The 21460-nt window shown below is 45.4% G+C and carries 17 protein-coding genes; 1 reads left to right on the forward strand and 16 read right to left on the reverse strand.

Features of this window, described 5'->3' with window-relative positions:
* Positions 1-589: 589 nt before the first annotated feature.
* The 6 genes from hemL to hemA form a co-directional block, all read right to left on the reverse strand.
* Positions 590-1882: a glutamate-1-semialdehyde 2,1-aminomutase gene (hemL, locus tag J7E38_RS23075; protein WP_214704717.1), complete on the reverse strand. Its 1293-nt coding sequence runs from the start codon at positions 1880-1882 to the stop codon at positions 590-592.
* A 79-nt stretch (positions 1883-1961) separates the two neighbouring features.
* On the reverse strand, positions 1962-2942 hold the full coding sequence (hemB, locus tag J7E38_RS23080) for a porphobilinogen synthase (protein WP_214704822.1): 981 nt from the start codon (positions 2940-2942) through the stop codon (positions 1962-1964).
* Between the two features lie 3 nt (positions 2943-2945).
* Entirely contained in the window at positions 2946-3722 is a 777-nt protein-coding gene (locus J7E38_RS23085; protein ID WP_215038992.1) for a uroporphyrinogen-III synthase, read from the reverse strand.
* Positions 3719-4654 (reverse strand): hydroxymethylbilane synthase, encoded by a 936-nt coding sequence (hemC, locus tag J7E38_RS23090; protein WP_214704719.1) that lies wholly within the window; start codon positions 4652-4654, stop codon positions 3719-3721. The genes J7E38_RS23085 and hemC overlap by 4 nt, the downstream gene beginning before the upstream one ends.
* 13 nt (positions 4655-4667) lie before the next feature.
* A complete protein-coding gene (locus J7E38_RS23095; RefSeq protein ID WP_214704720.1) occupies positions 4668-5501 on the reverse strand; it encodes a cytochrome C assembly family protein in 834 nt (277 codons plus the stop codon).
* Between the two features lie 12 nt (positions 5502-5513).
* The gene (gene hemA / locus J7E38_RS23100) at positions 5514-6860 is read right to left on the reverse strand and encodes a glutamyl-tRNA reductase (protein ID WP_214704721.1); all 1347 of its coding nucleotides are present in this window, start codon (positions 6858-6860) and stop codon (positions 5514-5516) included.
* A gap of 257 nt (positions 6861-7117) precedes the next feature.
* On the opposite strand from hemA, the gene J7E38_RS23105 reads away from it, so the two are divergent.
* Complete coding sequence (locus J7E38_RS23105; protein ID WP_214704722.1) at positions 7118-7603, forward strand: LiaI-LiaF-like domain-containing protein; 486 nt, start codon at positions 7118-7120, stop codon at positions 7601-7603.
* Between the two features lie 55 nt (positions 7604-7658).
* Here the strand turns inward: J7E38_RS23105 and yihA are convergent, their stop codons facing one another.
* The 10 genes from yihA to leuB form a co-directional block, all read right to left on the reverse strand.
* Positions 7659-8243: a ribosome biogenesis GTP-binding protein YihA/YsxC gene (gene yihA / locus J7E38_RS23110; protein WP_214704723.1), complete on the reverse strand. Its 585-nt coding sequence runs from the start codon at positions 8241-8243 to the stop codon at positions 7659-7661.
* Positions 8240-10567 (reverse strand): endopeptidase La, encoded by a 2328-nt coding sequence (gene lon / locus J7E38_RS23115; RefSeq protein WP_214704724.1) that lies wholly within the window; start codon positions 10565-10567, stop codon positions 8240-8242. The genes yihA and lon overlap by 4 nt, the downstream gene beginning before the upstream one ends.
* A 138-nt stretch (positions 10568-10705) precedes the next feature.
* On the reverse strand, positions 10706-10879 hold the full coding sequence (locus tag J7E38_RS23120) for a hypothetical protein (RefSeq protein WP_214704725.1): 174 nt from the start codon (positions 10877-10879) through the stop codon (positions 10706-10708).
* On the reverse strand, positions 10880-12547 hold the full coding sequence (gene lonB, locus J7E38_RS23125) for an ATP-dependent protease LonB (RefSeq protein WP_214704726.1): 1668 nt from the start codon (positions 12545-12547) through the stop codon (positions 10880-10882).
* A 1208-nt stretch (positions 12548-13755) separates the two neighbouring features.
* Positions 13756-15018, reverse strand: a complete 1263-nt coding sequence (clpX, locus tag J7E38_RS23130; protein ID WP_214704727.1) for an ATP-dependent protease ATP-binding subunit ClpX — start codon at positions 15016-15018, stop codon at positions 13756-13758.
* 477 nt (positions 15019-15495) lie between these two features.
* The gene (tig, locus tag J7E38_RS23135; protein WP_214704728.1) at positions 15496-16785 is read right to left on the reverse strand and encodes a trigger factor; all 1290 of its coding nucleotides are present in this window, start codon (positions 16783-16785) and stop codon (positions 15496-15498) included.
* 158 nt (positions 16786-16943) lie between these two features.
* Positions 16944-17981, reverse strand: a complete 1038-nt coding sequence (locus J7E38_RS23140) for a tetratricopeptide repeat protein (RefSeq protein ID WP_214704729.1) — start codon at positions 17979-17981, stop codon at positions 16944-16946.
* 181 nt (positions 17982-18162) lie between these two features.
* The gene (leuD, locus tag J7E38_RS23145; protein WP_214704730.1) at positions 18163-18759 is read right to left on the reverse strand and encodes a 3-isopropylmalate dehydratase small subunit; all 597 of its coding nucleotides are present in this window, start codon (positions 18757-18759) and stop codon (positions 18163-18165) included.
* Between the two features lie 60 nt (positions 18760-18819).
* On the reverse strand, positions 18820-20232 hold the full coding sequence (leuC, locus tag J7E38_RS23150) for a 3-isopropylmalate dehydratase large subunit (RefSeq protein WP_483297189.1): 1413 nt from the start codon (positions 20230-20232) through the stop codon (positions 18820-18822).
* Positions 20233-20337: 105 nt separating this feature from the next.
* A complete protein-coding gene (gene leuB, locus J7E38_RS23155) occupies positions 20338-21450 on the reverse strand; it encodes a 3-isopropylmalate dehydrogenase (protein ID WP_214704732.1) in 1113 nt (370 codons plus the stop codon).
* Positions 21451-21460 lie beyond the last annotated feature (10 nt).

Consider the following 21460-nt stretch of genomic DNA (forward strand, 5'->3'; position numbering starts at 1 on the left):
ATTGTTTGTCTGAACCTGGAGCTACTTTGGACAAAGTTACGGGATTACCTCTAGGTTTTGTCCGAACCTGGGGCTATTTCGGAAAAAGTTACTGGATTACCTCTAAGTTTTGTCCGAACCTGGAGCTACTTCGGACAAAGTTACGGGTTTACTTCTAGGTTTTGTCCGAACCTGGAGCTACTTCGGACAAAGTTACGGAATTACCTCTAGGTTTTGTCCGAACCTGAAGCTACTTCGGACAAAGTTACGCGATTACCTCTACGGTTTGTCCGAACCTGGGGCTACTTCAGACAAAGTTCCGGCATTTCCTCTAGGTTTTGTCCGAACCTGAGGCTACTTCGGACAAAGTTACGGGATTACCTTTAGGTTTTGTCCGAACCTGGTACTACTTCAGACAAAGTTACGGAATTACCTCTAGGTTTTGTCCGAACTTGAGGCTACTTCGGACAAAGTTACGGGATTACCTTTAGGTTTTGTCTGAACCTGGTACTACTTAAGACAAAATTACAGAATCGACACAAGGTTTTGTCTGAATCATTCAGACAATTAAAAAAGACACTCCCAAAATATTGAGAGTGTCCAATTTCATTTACATATTCTGCAGCTTGGCAAATGCTTTTTCGGCTGCTTCGATTGTTTTTTGCAGGTCTTCGTCTGTGTGTGCTGTTGACAGGAACAGGCCTTCAAATTGTGATGGCGGCAAGAATACTCCTTCGTTTGCCATTTCACGGTAGTAGGCCGCGAAGAATTCAAGATTCGATGTCCTGGCCACTTCGTAGTTGATGACATTTTCGTTGGTGAAGAAGATGCCGATCATGGAGCCTGCGCGGTTGATGGTATGCGGGATTCCGTATTTTTCGGCCGCGGCTTTCAGTCCTGTTTCAAGAATGTCAGCTTTGCGCTCAAATTCTTTGTAGGATTCCGGAGTCAGCTGCTTCAACGTTTCGAGTCCGGCTGTCATGGCCAGTGGGTTCCCAGATAATGTACCCGCCTGGTAAATCGGTCCGCTCGGGGCGATTTGCTCCATGATTTCTCTCTTTCCGCCGTAAGCTCCTACAGGAAGTCCTCCGCCGATTACCTTTCCAAGGCATGTCAGGTCAGGGGTTACATTAAAGTATCCCTGAGCACAGTTATAGCCTACACGGAAGCCTGTCATGACCTCATCAAAGATCAATACTGTTCCGTACTGGCTTGTAATTTCACGCAAGCCTTCAAGGAAGCCTTCAACTGGCGGCACGACGCCCATATTGCCGGCTACCGGCTCTACGATCACGCCGGCAAGATCCTCACCATACTGTTCGAATGCGTAACGGACGCTTTCAAGATCGTTATAAGGCACCGTAATCGTGTTTTTAGCGACACCCTCAGGAACTCCAGGGCTGTCAGGCAAGCCAAGTGTAGCGACCCCTGAGCCAGCTTTGATAAGCAGCGAATCGCCATGGCCGTGGTAGCATCCTTCAAATTTAAGGATTTTATTCCGGCCAGTGTAGCCGCGCGCCAGGCGCAATGCACTCATCGTTGCTTCTGTTCCTGATGATACCATCCTGACCATTTCGATCGATGGCACGCGGTCAATGACAAGCTGTGCAAGCTCGTTCTCCACGACTGTTGGTGCACCGAAGCTTGTCCCAAGCTCTGCTACTTTCTTGATTCCCTCGACGACTCTGTCATTTGTGTGGCCAAGGATGAGTGGTCCCCATGATAATACATAGTCAATATATTCATTGCCATCAATATCATAGATTTTTGACCCCTTGCCTTTTTCCATGAAAATTGGATCCATATCAACGGATTTGAACGCGCGGACAGGGCTGTTAACTCCGCCTGGCAAAAGATCTTTTGCTTCTTTGAAAGCTTCAATCGATTTATTATATGAGCGCATAATATCCCTCATTTCTTTTGATTGTCTGCCTCTTTTTTTACAGAATCAGCTAACTGAAGTCCTGCAGCAAGAAGCATGATTACTGTTCCTTCAGCCAGCGCGCTGCATCCTTCGCATGGTAGGTGATGATCAGGTCTGAACCGGCACGCTTCATTCCTGTCAGCATTTCCATGACGATGCTCTTTTCGTCAACCCAGCCGTTTTGTGCAGCTGCTTTAACCATTGAATATTCCCCGCTGACATTATAGATGACAACTGGCAGGTTAAAGTTATTTTTCACATCGCGGACGATATCAAGGTAAGGCATCCCCGGCTTGACGATCAGGAAGTCAGCACCTTCCACTACATCGGATTCAGCTTCACGCATTGCTTCAATGCGATTTGCCGGATCCATCTGGTAGGATTTGCGGTCACCGAACTGCGGTGTGCTTTCTGCCGCTTCACGGAATGGACCGTAAAATGCAGAGGAGTATTTTACTGCATAGGACATGATCGGCACATCCTCGAATCCTGCTTCATCAAGAGCAAAGCGAATCGCAGCAACGAAACCGTCCATCATGTTTGATGGTGCGATGATATCTGCTCCGGCCTTCGCCTGGCTGACAGCTGTCTTGCCAAGCAGTTCCAATGATGGGTCATTCAAGACCTTGCCATCCTCGATGACGCCGCAATGGCCATGGCTTGTGTATTCACACAGGCATGTATCGGCAATGACAATCATTTCTGGAAAATCCTTTTTGATGACTCGGATTGCTTCCTGCAGAATACCGTGGTCATGATACGCCTGACAGCCTACTTCATCTTTTTCGTCAGGAACGCCGAAAAGCAGCACTGACTTGATACCCAAAGAATCCACTTCAGTCATTTCCTCTTTTAAATTATCAAGAGATAATTGATAGACTCCCGGCATTGAAGAAACTTCTTTTTTCACATTCTCTCCTTCAACGACGAAAAGCGGGTAGATCAAGTCTTCAGTTCGAAGATAGTTTTCACGTACAAGTGCGCGCATATTCGCTGACTGGCGAAGACGGCGATGGCGGCTGAATTCAAGGTGTTTCATCATTTACCCTCCAATTTGTATATACTTGGCAATGCTTTTCAGCATCTCTTCAACAGTGTATTTCTCTGGCATAGCATGGACCTTTAACCCCCATTGCTCGGCCTTCCTTTTGGACACTGGGCCGATGCAGGCAATGAGGCAACGCGCCAGCTTGCCTCTTAAATTATGTTCTTCAACGATTCCCATAAAATGATCAATCGTAGAAGGGCTTGTAAATGTAAGTATATCAAGTCTTTCATCAGTTAGCATCTGAACGAGCTTGTCACGGCTGTCTCCTGGAAGATAGGTTTCATAGATAATGAGTTCTTCGACGACGGCTCCCTTTTCTTTCAAGGACGAAGAGATATAGTCCCTGGCCAGGTTTCCTTTTGGGATGAGGATTTTGTCGCCAGCCTTCACATATGGCAAAAATTCTTCCACGAATCCTTCTGCCACATACTCTTCAGGCATAAAATCCACCTGTTCTCCCCTATCCTCGAGGGAAGCTCTCGTTTTGTCTCCAATGACCGCTATTTTAGGAAGCGACGGCCTATTTTTTTCAAAAAAAGAAAAAAAGGTTTCCACCGTTACATTGCTGGTGAAAATGATCCAATCATAAATATGTAATTCTGCAAGTGCATGAAGCAATTTTTCCGAAGCTGCAACCGGTTGAAAGGCAATAAGAGGGATTTCCACCGGAATCCCTCCATTTCTAGCAACCAATTCGGAGAAAGGCTTTGAATGGGCCTTTCCCCTTGGAATCAATACTGTTCTATTTTGCAGCGAAAAAGGGGCTATCATTCACTATCAAGCTCCTGCTTTACCTTGTCGATCAACTCTTTCGCACCCTGGCTGATCAATTTGTCTGCAGCAAGCTCTCCAAGCTCCTCTGGATTAGTTCCAGTAACCTGCTCCTTGATGATCGTCTTTCCATCCGGAGATCCAACAAGGGCTGTCAGGACGATTTCCTCCTGGTCGTTCAGGTGAGCATATCCGGCAATCGGAACCTGGCAGCCGCCCTCCATTTTGTGAAGGAATGACCTTTCTGCTCTTACTGTCGCACTTGTTTCTGCTGAAGTGAATTTTTCAAGAAGCTCAAGAAGTTCTGTATCATCGCCGCGGCACTCAATCGAAAGCGCTCCCTGGCCAACTGCCGGCACACAGATGTCCGGATCGATGAATTCAGTGACGACATCACTTGCCCATCCCATCCGTTTCAAACCGGCCGCAGCAAGGATGATCCCATCATAGTCATCTGTTTCCAGCTTTGAAATCCTTGTATCGATATTTCCGCGAATCCATTTCATTTCAAGATCAGGACGCTGAGCCAAAAGCTGGGCACTTCTGCGAAGGCTGCTTGTTCCGATAACAGAACCTGGTTGTAATTCTTTGAAAGGAACATGGCCGTTTGAAATCAAGACATCGCGGTGATCTTCCCTCTCAGGGATAGACCCAATGACAAGTCCTTCCGGCAATACTGCCGGCATATCCTTCATGCTATGTACAGCCATATCAATCTCTTTATCAAGCATTGCCTGCTCAATCTCTTTTACGAAAAGCCCTTTTCCTCCGACTTTAGAAAGTGTGACATCGAGGATTTTATCCCCCTTGGTCACAATTTCCTTCACTTCAAATTCAAAAGGAGCACCTAAATTTTTAAGCTGTTGTATTACCCAGTTTGTTTGTGTCAATGCGAGCTTACTCCGTCTGGAGCCAACGATAATTTTTCTCATGACAGCCTCCTATTTATTGATACCAAAAATGGAAAGAAGATAATTTTCCAGAAAGAAAGAAGTTAATTAATACGATCAGGAACGATGCAATATTCAATAGGGCAAGCGATTTCCCATACATCTCTTTGCCGACCCTCAAGTAAAGGTAAATGCTATAGACTGCAAGGACGATGAACGAGCCTAATAGCTTGGCATCATACCAGGCAAGATCGGGAACCTTGATCCATGCCCATTGCAGCCCAAGGATGAGGCTTAGGATCAGCATCGGCACCCCAATGACGTTCAATATGTAAGACCAATAGTCGAGCCGCGTTAAATCGGATATCCTCCATAACAGCTTACCCCACTTTTTCCTCTTTAAAAGGTCATATTGGATAAGATATAACAGCGAAAAGACGAATGAGATAGAAAAAGCCCCATAAGACAGGATCGCCATTGTGATATGGATGAGCAGAAGCTCTGATACCAGCTGCTCGGACATGACATTGGAGTCGTATTGCACCGGGGCGAAGGTATGGATTGCCATGATGATGAAACCCAGGATATTCGTGAAAAAAACAATGAAATCCACTTTCAGCAGTTTATTGATTGCCAGCGACAGCGTAACCAGCACCCATGCATAAAAGTAGAGCCCCTCAAAAAGAGTCAGGACCGGGAACCGGCCTGTCTCGACCATGTAATATACCAGGAAAACCGTCTGGAATCCCCATACAAATGCAAGTAACCAGAAGGCAACTTTATTCGCCCTCCGGTTACGGTTAAGAAAATCGATGAAATATAAGAGCACGCTGGCCGCATAAATCACAATGGTTATTTCATGGAGACGCGTAATATAAAGATCACCCATGGGCACCACCCCTTATGGCTGAAATGAAGCCTGAGGCGAAGGAACATTTACCTGCTTTGTCTCAGCCGTTTTCATTCCTTCTTGTTCTGCGACGAGCTGTTCAATATTAAAAATCTTGACGAAAAGTTCAAGAGCATCTTCTGCATCAGGACCAGCCGCAAGCTCCTTGGCCTGCAGGATTGGGTCTTTCAGAAGCTGGTTGATGATACTCTTTGTATGCTTGTTCAGCACCTTTTTATCCCGATCAGACAGATGCGGCAGTTTCCGTTCAATGCTATTCATTGTCTCTTCCTGGATCGAAAGGGCTTTGACTCTCAACGCAGAAATGACCGGTACAACACCTAGAGTGTTAAGCCATTGCTTGAATTGAACAATCTCGCCTTCGATCATGATCAGGATCTTCTCAGCAGCTTTCTGGCGTTCCTGCAGATTCGCTTCGACAATCCCTTCCAGGTCATCTATATCATATAGGAAGACATTTTCCAATGTTGCGATTTCCGGATCCAGGTCACGCGGAACAGCGATATCCACCATAAATAATGGCTTTCCTTTTCGCTTTTGCTCGACATTCGCCATCATATCCTTTGTGACAACAAAATCCTTGGCCCCTGTCGAACTGATCAGGATATCTGCATCAGCCAGTGCAGTCTGGAGTTCATCCAGGCTCTTGGCAACTCCAGAAAAACGATTGGCCAAGTCTTCCGCCTTCTGGTAAGTACGGTTGATGACCGTCACTTTCCTCGCACCATTAGCATGAAGGTTTTGGATGGCAAGCTCACCCATTTTGCCTGCCCCAAGAATCAGCACATGCTTTTGTTCTAACGTGCCGAAAATCTTCTTGGCTAATTCAACAGCCGCATAGCTGACTGACACAGCGTTCGCGCCGATATCCGTTTCGGAATGGCCACGTTTTGACAGCGTGACTGCCTGCTTGAATAACTGATTGAAAACAGTTCCAGTCGTGTTGCCTTCAAGGCCCAGCATGAAGCTTGAACGTACCTGTCCAAGGATCTGGGTCTCACCAAGTACCATTGAATTCAAGCCGCATGACACCTTGAATAAATGTTCTATCGCTCCATCCTGTTCGTAGATGAACAGGAATGGCGTGAATTCTGCCTGAGGGATCCCGAACCATTCAGATAAAAACTCTTTGATATAATATCTGCCAGTGTGAAGCTGATCCACGACAGCGTATATTTCTGTACGGTTGCATGTTGATACGATGACATTCTCAAGGATGCTTTTCTTTTGCTGGAGAGCGCTCATAGCTTCTCCAAGATTCGCTTCATTAAATGTCAACCTTTCGCGGATTTCGACAGGGGCAGTTTTATAGTTAAGACCGACAACGATAATATGCATTATGAATTGACACCCCCACATAGAAATTGCATAATTGGCTAAGGCAATTATACATGAGTTTTTCCACTTTTAACGTTGTAAATGTGAACAACTCTTGAAATTACATTTATATAATAGCATTGATTAAATTGAACTACTTTGCCTGTATGCTTGTTATACTTTTATACTATCTATAAAGCAACTAAACATACTCCCTAATGTACCTTATCAAAGTTTGTCCTTTAATTCAAGTGAGCCTTATTGGAAGTGGTGGAAGAATGAAAAATCAGAAAATCATACCCGGAATAATCCTGATTGGTTTTGGGATTTATTTTTATCTCCAGCAGGAAAACATTACGCTGTTCAATGAGTTTTATACGTGGCCGACACTGTTGATCATCGTCGGAGCCGCCTTTTTGGTCCAGGGATATTGGGGAAGGGATTATGAATCCATATTCCCGGGTGTGATCCTGGTTGGCTTTGGTATTCATTTTCATGTAGTTAATAAGTTCGAGCTTTGGCCCGATCATCTGGGAGCCTTTATCTTAATCATTGCCCTTGGTTTCTTGCTGCGTTATCAGAAAACCGGCAATGGCTTGTTCCATGGAGTCCTCTTTCTCATTTTAGCAGGTTTGCTGCTGTTTTATGACAGAGTCACTGCATGGCTCGGATTATTGGAAAATGGGGTTGCGACGGTATGGAGGTTCTGGCCTGCGGCATTAATACTGATTGGACTGTACTTGTTATTCATTAAGAAAAAATAAGAAGAACCCGCACAGATGTTGATCATTGTGCGGGTTCTTCTTATTCATATTCACTTTATCTCATAAAGCTTCCCATGACTGACCACGCTTTGTCTTTCCCTTCACCTGTTTCTGAAGAGAAGAGGATGATTGTATCCTCAGGGTCTAAATCAAGGGTTTCTTTAGTGATCTTCAAGTGCTTTTGCCACTTGGATTTTGGAATTTTGTCCGCTTTTGTAGCAATGATAATAACCGGGATTCCATAATGCTTTAGAAAATCATACATCATGACATCGTCCTTTGAAGGCGGATGCCTAAGGTCTACGATTAGCAGCACAGCCTTAAGCTGCTCGCGCGATGTGATGTAGGTTTCAATCATCTTCCCCCATGCTTCGCGTTCAGATTTCGATACTTTAGCATATCCGTATCCTGGAACATCAACAAAATGCAGCATTTCATTGATCAAGTAAAAATTCAAGGTCTGTGTCTTGCCCGGCTTCGAGGAAGTCCTGGCAAGTGCCTTCCTGTTAAGCATTTTATTGATAAAAGAAGATTTACCAACATTCGACCGTCCTGCAAGGGCGAACTCCGGAAGATTGCTTTCCGGATACTGGTTCGGCCTTACAGCACTGATCACGATTTCTGCGCTATTTACCTTCATTGAGAATCACCGCTGGCAAGAGCGTGCTTCAATACTTCATCTACATGTGAAACTAACACAAATTCAAGCTCCTTACGTACACTTTCAGGAATATCGTCAATATCTTTTTCATTATCTTTTGGACAAATAACCTTTGTCAGACCTGCCCTGTGTGCGCTCAAAGATTTTTCTTTGAGGCCGCCGATCGGCAGAACCCGTCCTCTTAAAGTTATTTCTCCTGTCATTCCTACTTCCCTGCGGATTGGCTTTCCTGATAAAGCCGAAACGAGTGCAGTAGCAATCGTAATCCCCGCTGAAGGTCCATCTTTTGGGACAGCTCCTTCTGGGACGTGGATGTGAATATCATTTTTCTCATGGAAATCCGGGTCGATGTCCAGATCCTTCGCTTTTGAACGGACATAGCTGAATGCTGCCTGCGCCGATTCCTTCATGACGTCGCCAAGCTTTCCAGTCAGGACCAGTTTCCCTTTTCCTGGAGATAAAGAAACTTCGATCTGCAGCGTATCTCCGCCGACCGTAGTATAAGCAAGTCCGGTGGCAACGCCAACCTGGTCTTCCAATTCTGCCTGTCCATACCTGAACTTGGTTTTTCCAAGGAATTCCTCTACATTCTTCTCGCTCACAATCACGCGCTTTTTCGTACCGGAAACTACGATTTTCGCCGTTTTCCTGCAGATTGAGGCAAGCTGTCTTTCAAGAGAGCGGACACCGGATTCACGGGTATAATAACGGATCACCTTTGTGATCGCTTCATCCTTCATTTGAAGCTGGGATTTTGATAATCCATGGTCTTTGATCTGTCTAGGAAGCAAATGGTCTTTGGCAATATGCAGCTTTTCCAGCTCGGTATAGCCAGCAATATTGATGATCTCCATCCTGTCGAGCAATGGCCCTGGAACGGTGGAGAGATTATTGGCTGTAGCGATGAACATGACTTTCGATAGATCATACGTCTCTTCAATATAATGGTCGCTGAAGTTATGGTTCTGCTCCGGATCCAGTACCTCGAGCATCGCAGAAGATGGATCGCCGCGGAAATCACTGGACATTTTATCGACTTCATCCAGAAGGAAAACAGGGTTGATGGTACCCGCTTTTTTCATGCCCTGGATGATCCGTCCAGGCATCGCACCTACATAGGTCCTTCTATGGCCGCGAATTTCTGACTCATCACGCACTCCGCCCAGGGAAATGCGGACAAAATTCCGGTTCAGGGACTTGGCAATCGATTTGGCCAAACTTGTTTTCCCTACCCCTGGAGGTCCAGCCAGGCAAAGGATCGGCCCTTTCAAAGAATTCGTCAGTTTCTGGACAGCCAAATATTCTAGGACTCTTTCCTTTACTTTTTCAAGTCCGTAATGGTCCTTATCTAGGATTTTCTCTGCCTTGCTGATATCAAGGTCATCCTCAGTGGATTTAGACCATGGCAAAGCAACCAGCCATTCAATGTAATTGCGGATTACGGCACTTTCAGCAGAGGTTGTCGGAACTTTTTCGTAACGGTCAAGTTCCTTCAACGCTGTTTCCTTCACATGATCAGGCATTCCGGCAAGCTCGATTTTTTCGGTAAGCTCGGATATTTCACCCGTCTTGCCTTCCTTATCGCCAAGCTCTTTCTGGATGGCCTTCATTTGCTCACGAAGGTAATATTCCTTCTGGGTCCGCTCCATTGAACGCTTTACGCGCTGGCCGATTTTCTTCTCAAGGCCAAGCACCTCTTTTTCATTGTGGATGATTTCGATGACACGGTTCATCCGTTCCTTTACGTCAATCGTCTCAAGGATTTCCTGCTTTTCCTTCAGCTTTAGCGGCAGGTGTGAGGCAATGATATCCGCCATCCTACCAGGTTCCTCTATATCTGAAACGGATGCATACGTTTCCGCAGAAATCTTCTTGGACATTTTTATGTATTGTTCGAAATACTCAAGCATCGTCCTCATTAATGCTTCATCTTCGACATCCTTCGTGTCATCGTCTTCAAACGTTCTGACTTTACAGGAAAAGTGATCATTTTCGTCGAAAAGCTCAATGATTTCTGCTCTGGATAAACCCTCCACCAATACGCGGATCGTTCCGTTAGGCAGCTTCAGCATCTGCTTGACGCGGGTAAGCGTGCCCATCTGGTAAAGGTCTTCCTCGCCCGGCTCATCTATGGATATATCTTTTTGGGTAGTAAGATAGATCAAATGGTCATCCACCATCGCCTTCTCCAGTGCCTGTACCGATTTTTCCCGGCCTACATCCAAATGCAGGACCATCGTCGGATACACAAGCAAACCGCGCAGCGGCAGGAGAGGGACAGTGTATTCGTTCTTGTTCACCATGACATTGCACCTCCAACATGCATTGTATCAAACCATAATACTTTGTTGTTCAATTCTATCGTATTTGTTTTCAAGTGTCTAATATCTAGAGCGGATTGCCCTGTTTTCATTCTTATGATTAGTATCCTGATATTTCTGTTAAAATATGTCCGAATCATGATGGACTTGAGGTTCAATTTGAAGTTTCTTTTGTTTAAATACTGCTACCATCCCTTTTCCTTTTTCAGGCAAAAATAAACACGTTTCACTGCGAGTCAGATAAATAGCTCCATAAAAAAAGAACGCAGACACGCGTTCTTTTTCATTATCCATTCAGCTGGTCTCTTTTTGGGTTAGATCACTCGCAGCCTTGATGATCTGCTCTCGCGGATGATCTTTTAAAAGAGCGATTTCAAATACCTCATCCAGATGGGTGACGGGAATGATTTCAATTCCTGTGATTTCATTCAGGATCGTCTGAACATTTTCCTTTGGAATGATGACCTTTGTGGCGCCTGCCTTTTTCGCAGCCTTCACTTTTGGATAGACCCCGCCAATCGGCTTCACATTTCCATGGATGCTGATTTCACCTGTCATCGCAACGGTATTGTCCATCGGGATTTTATAAATCGCTGAATAAATGCCAGTTGCCATGGCAATTCCTGCAGATGGCCCATCAATCGGAGTTCCCCCCGGGAAGTTCACGTGGATGTCAAACTCATCTGCAGGTACGCCCATCGACCTCAGGACAGTTATGACATTTTCAATCGAACCCCGCGCCATGCTTTTTCTGCGGATTGATTTTCCCTGTCCGCCAATGCTTTCTTCATCTACGATGCCAGTGATATTTATGGACCCTTTTTCCTTCGCCTTGATGACGGTTACCTCGATTTCAAGAAGAGCGCCGGTATTTGGGCCATATACAGCCAGACCATTTACCAGTCCAACCGCTGACTTTTCGTTAATTTTCCTTTCCATTCTTGGTGTCAGCTGACTTGAATGGACGACCCATTCAATTTCCTCTTCCTTGATGTATGTCCGATCATCCGTTATGGCAAGCCCTGCGGCGATTTGAACCATATTGACCGCTTCACGGCCATTCCTTGCATAGTTTGACAAAATCTCAATCGCTTTTTCACTCATGTTCAGCTGTACTTTTTCAGCTGCATTCCTGGCTACTTCAGAAATTTCCTCTTCGGTTAGCTCACGGAAAAATACTTCCATGCATCTTGACCTGATTGCCGGAGGGATTTCGCTTGGAGTTCTCGTCGTCGCGCCTACAAGGCGGAAGTCTGCCGGGAGCCCATTTTTGAAGATGTCGTGGATATGACTCGGGATTTGCGTGTTCTCTTCATTATAATACGCACTCTCTAAAAATACCTTCCTGTCTTCCAGCACTTTCAACAGCTTGTTCATCTGGATTGGATGCAGTTCACCGATCTCATCGATGAATAAAACTCCGCCGTGTGCATTGGTGACCGCCCCTTGCTTAGGCTGAGGAATACCGGCCTGTCCCATTGCCCCGGCTCCTTGATAGATCGGGTCATGCACCGAACCGATCAAAGGATCCGCAATCCCTCTTTCATCGAATCTGGCAGTGGTAGCATCCAGTTCAACGAATACCGATGATTTTTTGAAGGGGGATTTTTGGTTTTGCTTTGCTTCTTCCAAAACCAGTCTCGCTGCCGCGGTTTTCCCTACTCCAGGAGGTCCGTAAATGATGACATGCTGAGGATTGGGTCCGCATAACGCAGCTTTCAATGCCTTTATTCCATCTTCCTGCCCGACAATATCATTGAAGCTTGATGGCCTGACTTTTTCAGCAAGCGGCTCACTCAGTGACACAGACCTCATCTTTCTTAACTGTTCCATTTCCTTTCGGGATTCCCGATCAATTGATACCTTTTGCGTCCTCTGATTCCTTAATAGATTCCAGAAATACAGCCCGATAATGATACCGAAAAACAGCTGTATAAATAAGGCGATTCCGGTCCAACTCAATGTACATTCCCTCCCGTAAGTTGATACTATTCGCTTTAACCTAGTATCCCCCTGAGAGTGTTGGAATAAACAATATTTTCAAGTGAATTTTTCCACCTGCAGTGAGCGGGTTTGGTAGGAGATTATTTAAGTTTTGTCGGGAGGATTAGAGATCGTTCGGACAGCTTTTCTTCTTTATTTATCAAACCTGTCCGAAGTTGGCCCTGGTTTTGATAGCTTTTCCTCTTCTACCGCTAAACCTGTCCAAAGTTGACTCTAGTTCGGACAGCTTTTCTTCTTTCATCACCAATCCTGTCCGAAGTTGACCCTAGTTCGGACAGCTTTTCTTCTTTCACCACTAAACCTGTCCGAAGTTCGCCATAGTTCGGACAGCTTTTCCTCTTTCAACGCTGAACCTGTCCGAAGTTGACTCTGATTCTGACAGTTTTTCCTCTTCTACCGCTAAACCTGTCCGAAGTTGGCCCTAGTTCGGACAGCTTTTCCTCTTTCAACACTGAACCTGTCTGAATCCGGCCCTGATTCTGACAGCTTTTCCTCTTCTACCGCTAAACCTGTCCGAAGTTCGCTCTAGTTCGGACAGCTTTTCTTCTTTCATCACCAATCCTGTCCGAAGTTGACCCTAGTTCGGACAGCTTTTCTTCTTTCACCACTAAACCTGTCTGAAGTTCGCCCTAGTTCGGACAGCTTTTCCTCTTCCAACACTAATCCTGTCCGAAGTTGACTCTGATTCTGACAGCTTTTCCTCTTCTACCGCTAAACCTGTCCGAAGTTCGCTCTAGTTCGGACAGCTTTTCTTCTTTCATCACCAATCCTGTCCGAAGTTGACCCTAGTTCGGACAGCTTTTCTTCTTTCACCACTAAACCTGTCTGAAGTTCGCCCTAGTTCGGACAGCTTTTCTTCTTTCATCACCAATCCTGTCCGAAGTTGACCCTAGTTCGGACAGCTTTTCTTCTTTCACCACTAATCCTGTCCGAAGTTCGCCCTAGTTCGGACAGCTTTTCCTCTTCCAACAATAATCCTGTCCCAAGTTGGCCCTAGTTCTGACAGGTTTTCCTCTTTCATTACCAATCCTGTCCGAAGCTGGCTCTAGTTCTGACAGCTTTTCCTCTTCTACAACTGAACCTGTCCGAAGTTGACTCGTTCTTACTAGATGAGTTCCTGCATACAAAAAAAACCCCGGTGAACATTCACCGGGGTTTAAAAAGCATCAAGCTGAATTTCTTTCGTCTTTCAGGACTGTGCCGTCTTCAAGGACTAGCTTTGGCGGCATGTTGTTTTCGACTGTTTCCTTGGTGATGATACACTTAACGATATCATCACGGGATGGAAGGTCGAACATGACATCAAGCATGATTCCTTCGATGATTGAACGAAGTCCGCGGGCACCTGTTTTGCGTTCAATTGCCTTTTTGGCAATTTCAATGAGTGCATCGTCTTCAAAATCAAGCTCAACCTCATCAAGCTCAAGCATTTTTTGATACTGTTTTACAAGTGCGTTCTTCGGTTTTGTCAGGATTTCGACTAGCGCTTCTTCATCAAGCGGAGTCAAGCTGGCAATTACCGGAAGACGACCGATGAATTCAGGGATCAAGCCGAATTTCAGCAAGTCTTCTGGAAGCACTTTTGACAGTAATTCCTTCTTGTCTAGATCTTCTTCCTTTTTCTCGGAGCCGAAGCCGATTACTTTCTGGCCAAGGCGGCGTTTGATAATTTGCTCGATACCATCGAATGCCCCGCCGCAAATGAACAGGATATTCGTCGTATCAATCTGGATGAATTCCTGATGAGGATGCTTTCGTCCACCTTGTGGCGGTACGCTTGCAACTGTTCCTTCAAGAATTTTAAGGAGCGCCTGCTGCACACCTTCACCGGACACATCTCTTGTAATAGATGGGTTTTCGGATTTTCTTGCGATTTTATCGATTTCATCGATGTAAATGATTCCTTTTTCAGCTTTTTCCACATCATAATCAGCTGATTGGATCAATTTCAACAGGATATTTTCAACGTCTTCACCTACATATCCTGCTTCAGTTAATGATGTTGCATCCGCGATCGCGAATGGAACATTGAGAATGCGGGCCAATGTTTGCGCAAGCAATGTTTTACCGCTGCCTGTAGGCCCGATCATAGCAATATTACTTTTTGAAAGTTCAACATCATCGATCTTGCTGTTTGAGTTGATACGCTTATAGTGGTTGTAAACGGCTACAGACAGGTTTTTCTTCGCCTGGTCCTGGCCAATTACATACTCGTTAAGGATATCGCGGATTTCCTGTGGCTTCGGAACATCCTTGAACTCAACTTCTTCTTCAGTACCTAGTTCTTCTTCAACGATTTCTGTGCACAATTCAATACACTCGTCACAGATATAGACACCTGGACCGGCTACCAGTTTGCGGACCTGATCCTGGGTCTTGCCGCAGAAAGAACATTTGAGCTGTCCTTTTTCATCATTAAATTTGAACAATGCCTTCACCCCTTGAGAACTTCTAAAACATATATAAAGCTGCGATTCATAAGCAAACGAACAGTTAAGTAACGGTTTTTCTGCTGCATTGTAGCAGGTATGTATTGCATTGTATCATATTTTGCCAGGGTACAGGAAATAATAACCCTCGGCCATTTCAGGTTCGCGCTTATGAATCGAAAAAAAAATATGTACTAAATCATCTTAACCATAAATCCGGCCATTAAATCGGCTTACAGGAAATTGCTAAAAAATTATGTATGTATATTGGGGATAATGGTAGAAAACAAGGCACGATTCACTCGCGCCTTGTTTCTATCTAATATACTAAGTATAAAATTCACTTTGAGAAATGTCTAGCTGCGGCTCCTAACTCCTCGAGACGCTTCGGTCCTGCCAATGAAGTCAAAGAACGACTTCACTGGCAGGCCCTCCAGCGCTTGTCGGAGTTAAGCAGTCGCCTCCGCTTTTCTCTTATTATGCAACAGTTTTACTATTTTCTACAAGGAAATCAACTGCTTTTTTCAGTTGAAGGTCGCCTTTGATTCCTTCAAGGCTTCCGCCTAGTGCTGCCTGGATCTGGTCAGCAGTCATATTGTACATTTCAGACATCTTTTCAAGCTCTGCATTCACTTCTTCATCAGTTACTTCGATGTTTTCAGCTTTTGCGATTGCTTCAAGAGTCAGGTTCACACGAACGCGTGTAGCAGCTTCTTCTTTCATTTGTTCGCGAAGAGCAGCTTCATCTTGTCCTGAGAACTGGTAGTACAGGTCAAGGTTCATGCCTTGCATTTGCAGGCGCTGTTCGAATTCGTTTACCATGCGGTCGATTTCAGTGTCGATCATCGCTTCAGGAACTTCGATTTCAGCGTTAGCCGCTGCCTTTTCAACAACAGTGTCGCGCTCGAAATGTTCTTTCTGGTGCGCTTTGTCGTGTGCAAGACGATCTTTGATTTTTGCTTTAAGCTCATCTAAAGTTTCAACTTCTTCGTCAGCATCTTTAGCGAACTCGTCATCTAGAGCTGGAAGTTCTTTTCCTTTAATTTCGTGAACTTTTACTTTGAAAGTTGCAGGCTTACCAGCAAGTTCAGCTGCATGGTACTCTTCTGGGAAAGTAACCTCTACATCTTTTTCTTCGCCAGTAGCTGTTCCAACTAGCTGTTCTTCGAACCCAGGGATGAATGAACCTGAACCAAGTTCAAGTGCATAGTTTTCAGCTTTGCCGCCTTCGAAAGCTTCGCCATCAACGAATCCTTCGAAATCGATGACAACACTGTCGCCATTTTCAGCTGTGCCTTCTTCTTTAACAACAAGCTCAGCTTGCTTTTCTTGCATTGCTTTCAATTCATTCTCTACTTCTTCATCTGTAACGTTTGTGTCGAATGCTTCTACTTCAAGTCCTTTGTAATCGCCAAGCTTTACTTCCGGCTTAACTGTTACAGTTGCCTTGAAGATCAGGCTCTTGCCCTTTTCGATTTGTTCAACATCGATTTCAGGGCGGTCAACTGGCTCAATTCCAGTTTCGTCGATTGCACTTGCATATGCTTCTGGAAGAAGGATATCAATTGCATCCTGATATAAAGACTCTACGCCGAAACGCTTTTCGAACATTTGGCGAGGCATTTTTCCTTTACGGAATCCTGGTACGTTAATTTGCTTAACGACTTTTTGGAATGCAGCGTCAAGACCTTTATTGACCTTTTCTGCATCTACTTCAATTGTTAGAACCGTTTGGTTCCCTTCTCTTTTTTCTACCTTTGCAGACATACAGTTCCCTCCAACAATAATCTATTGTCATTTTCATTCGACGATGAATACTCTTGTTATCCAAGCAATATTCCAGATTAAAATGTAAAATAGAATGATTTTTACATAATACAACCACTACATTATAACACAGGTTTATTTCGTTTCAACAGCCTGGACTATATTATCGGGTAAGAAATTTCTTCTAACTCCCTGATAAACTCAAGAACCTTGGCTGCTTCATCATGGTGACTGCCATAAAGATTAGCAAACTCGTTAAGCGGATCATCAAATCCATAGTACTCGTTGGCAATGAAATGAACGGCAGCAGCCCAGGCAGCCGGCATGCCGACACGAGCTTTAAACGGATACATCAGGAAAAAATACCGCTCAACCAGGCTCTGCACCTGTTCATACAATACTGGATCGTCATTTTCAATCTCATCGGCCAACAACTGAAGCACTCCGCGGTCCTCGATATACTCCTTCACATCAGGCAAATGGGCGGGAGTAAAAGATTCTTCCCAGCCGAATTTACTTATAGCAATTTCCTCTGAATACTCTTGTTCTCTCAAGATATTGACCGTCATGGTTTTCAGAAAAGGGTGGCCTTCTTGTGAAACCAAATAGTCCTGCAAAATTTTGATGAATGGACGAATATTCACGTTCGTGAGGCTGGCTAAAGCCATAACCTGTTTATTGATGTCGTTTGTGGCAAACAGATTGGCGATTTCCTGTTCATCATCGTGAATTTGAGCTTCATCTTCATGAACCTCTTCCGTTTCATATTCTTGAGGGGCATCTTGCATCTTTCTCCCAAACTCGAGCATCCTGACGAAATGCTCATGCTTATCTGGCGGGATTTCCCGATCTTCCAGCAGTCCTTCAATGGTAGTAACTACTTCACGGTACTCATTTAACTGGACGAGGATCATCAAGTACATTTCAATCACCTGGATATAATCACCCCGGCCGCTCCTTAGCATCTCCGCCGCGATTTCCTTGGCCTGCTTGAGGTTGCCCGTTTCATAATGGACGAGTATGAGCCCTACATATATATCGCTATTCTCAGGTTCGTGCTCCAGGGCCTGCTCAAGACATTGAATGGCATCCCTGTACTTTTGCTGTTTTAAATAATCCAGGCCTTTTTCCAAAAGCCGCTTTCCCAGACCAGGAAACAGGATTAGATTATCCTTATTTGCATCCCGTTTTTTCATACACATACCGCCTTACTTTTTAAAAAAAATATCTATATGGTAATCCATTTAGCACTTCAGCTTTTTAGAAAGTGTAGCATGATTTCTGGAAAAAACAAAAAGATTCACAAGCAGAGCCTGTGAATCAGTCAATTTTATAAAAATTAGTTGCCAAATGAACAATTTTTCTTGTTGCCGGAAACTAGCACCCGGTCTTCACAAACCCATCCTCGTATTCCTTAATGCTTCCTTCAAGCTGGAGAGTCAATTCGATTTCGTCCCACCCATTCAGGAGCATATTATACCAGTATGGGGTTATCTCGAACTCAGCCTTGAAGCCCTCATTGTCATGAACACTTTTCCGCTCAAGCGAAACGGTCAAATTATACTCCTGTCCGGCTGCTTTTTTAAGAAGATAGGATACTTCCTTTTCAGACAATACCACAGGGAGAATTCCATTCTTCAGGCAGTTTTGCTTAAATATGTCTGCAAACGATGGAGCAATGATTACCCGAAACCCGTAATCCTGCAATGCCCATGGCGCGTGTTCCCTGGAGGAGCCGCATCCAAAATTTTCGTTGGCGATTAAAATCGATGCTCCCAGGGCTGCAGGGTGATTGAGTTCGAACCTTTCATTTGGCTCACCATCCGGCTTGAAGCGCCAGTCGTAAAACAAATATTGACCAAACCCCGTCTTTTCGATTCTTTTCAGGAATTGCTTCGGTATGATCTGGTCAGTATCCACGTTGGTCCGGTCCATTGCAGCCGCTTTTCCTGTCATTTCTTTAAAACTGGACATTTCAGGCTCCTTTCATCGTAAATTTTTTCTTTTGGAATTTATTTTATTTTGTAAAACCACCTAAACCGTTACCCCAGCCAGCGTCCTGACATCGACAAAATGTCCATTAAGAGCGGCAGCAGCAGCCATGGCGGGGCTGACTAGATGCGTCCGCGCTCCAGCACCCTGTCTCCCTTCGAAGTTTCGGTTGGACGTGGAGGCGCAATGCTCTCCGGCTGGTACGATATCTGCATTCATGCTCAGGCACATGCTGCAGCCTGATTCCCTCCACTCAAATCCGGCTTCGATAAAAATAGCGGCAATGCCTTCTTCTTCTGCTGCCTTTTTCACCTGCTGGGAACCTGGTACGACAATCGCATTGACTCCGGCAGCAACCTTCTTCCCTTTGACAATCTCAGCGGCTGCACGAAGATCCTCGATCCTTGAATTTGTACAGGAACCGATAAAGACTTTCGTCACATGGATATCTTTGATAAGCTGGCCTTCCTCAAGTCCCATATACTCAAACGCTCTTTGAACAGATTTCTTTTCTGCTTCCGTTTCACACTCTGCTAAATATGGCACTCTTTCCGTCACCGGCGCCGTCATCGCTGGGTTCGTACCCCAGCTGACCATCGGTGCGATTCCCTGACCATCAACCTCAATCACATGGTCATATTCAGCATCTGAATCAGACGCTAGCTGCTGCCATTCAAGAATCTGGTCGAGAAACGCATCTCCCTGTGGTACATACTTCCTTCCATTAAGGTAGGCGAACGTCTTTTTATCAGGAGCAACGATTGAAGCTTTCGCCCCACCCTCAATCGACATATTGCAGAGCGTCATCCTTTCTTCCATCGACATATTCCTGATCACATCGCCGCAAAATTCGATGACATATCCAGTACCGAATTTGACGCCATATTGACTGATGATGAAAAGGATGACATCTTTGGCGCTGACTCCAGGACCGAGCGAACCGGAAACTTCGATTTTCAATGTTTTCGGTTTTGTCTGCCAGAGCGTTTGCGTAGCAAGAACATGTTCAACCTCACTTGTTCCAATCCCAAAGGCAAGTGAACCGAAGGCTCCGTGTGTCGATGTGTGGCTGTCTCCGCAGACGATGGTCATTCCTGGCTTCGTCAATCCGAGCTCTGGCCCGATGACATGGACGATTCCCTGTTCCGGACTGTCAAGGTCAGCGAGCGGAATGCCAAACTCCTCGCAATTATTCCTTAATGTGTCCATCTGGTTCCTGGCAACCTTGTCATTGATCTCCCGGCGATTAAGGGTCGGAACATTGTGGTCCATCGTCGCAAATGTCAGGTCAGGCCTCCTTACTGTCCGATTTTTCATCCTCAGCCCTGAAAATGCCTGTGGGGAGGTCACTTCATGGACAAGATGCAAGTCGATGTACAATAGGTCCGGCCTGCCCTCTTCCATATGGACGACATGCTTCTCCCAGATTTTTTCAATGATCGTTTTTCCCAAAATACCCTCCCCTTTCATTTGTGCTTAAAGATAGATTTTTCTTTCCAAGGATTTTTAACAACAATTGGTTTAAGCTGACACGCTAGATGTTAGATCATTACTACTCTTTTAAGCATAAGCGCCCATGATATTGAAAATCGCTTCATTATCGAGCAGGGCCGCTTTGATTTCTTCGGCCATTTGTTCGGTGGTGACCGGGAAGCTTCCCAAAACAGCGATATCCCGTGTCCTGCTTCCTGATTCAAGGACCTGCTTCACGGCGTTCTCGACTGCTTCTGCTTCCTCATCCAGCCCAAAGGACATTCTCAGCATCATCGCAGCTGAAAGGATCATCGCGATTGGGTTGGCAGCATTCATTCCGGCGATATCTGGCGCCGAACCATGGATCGGCTCATATAAATATGGTCCCTGGACTGAAACGCTGGCTGACGGCAGCATGCCAAGGGATCCGGTCAGCACTGAAGCTTCATCGCTTAAAATATCTCCAAACATATTTTCCGTAACCATAACATCGAACTGCCGAGGATTTTTGATCAGCTGCATCGCTGCGTTATCCACAAGCATATGTTCAAGCTTCACATCCGGGAACTCTGTCGCGATTTCTTCAGCTGTTTCCCGCCACATTCGGCTTGATTCCAGGACATTGGCCTTATCCACAGAAGTGACCTTGCCTCTGCGCGTGGCGGCCAGCTCGAACGCGTAGCGAATGACTCTCTCCATCTCATTTTTTTGGTAAAACAAAGTATCCACTACGGAAGCTTCACCCTTTTGGACTGTCCGCTCACTCGGCTTCCCGAAGTAAAGCCCGCCTGTCAGTTCCCTGACGACCACCATGTCAGCTCCCTCGACGACTTCCTTGCGAAGCGGAGATACACCGGAAATGCTGGAGTAGTATTGGACTGGCCGGACATTTGCGTATAACCCCAGCTCTTTCCTGATTTTCAACAATCCCTTTTCGGGGCGGATATGCCCTGGCATCCGGTCCCATTTCGGGCCGCCTACTGCTCCTAATAGTACAGCATCGCTGCCTTTACAGAGATCCAGGGTGTGTTCTGGAAGCGGGGTTCCATATTCATCGATGGCTGCACCGCCAATTTCCCCATACACACATTGGAATTTGTGTCCAAAAAGCTCAGCTACTGCCTGGAGGATGGTGACCGCCCCCCTGCTTACTTCTTTGCCTACGCCATCTCCTGGCAGGATCGCGATCCTTTTTTCCATTACACTCGCC

The sequence above is a fragment of the Bacillus sp. ISL-35 genome, assembly GCF_018613355.1.
GTDB lineage: Bacteria > Bacillota > Bacilli > Bacillales > Cytobacillaceae > Mesobacillus.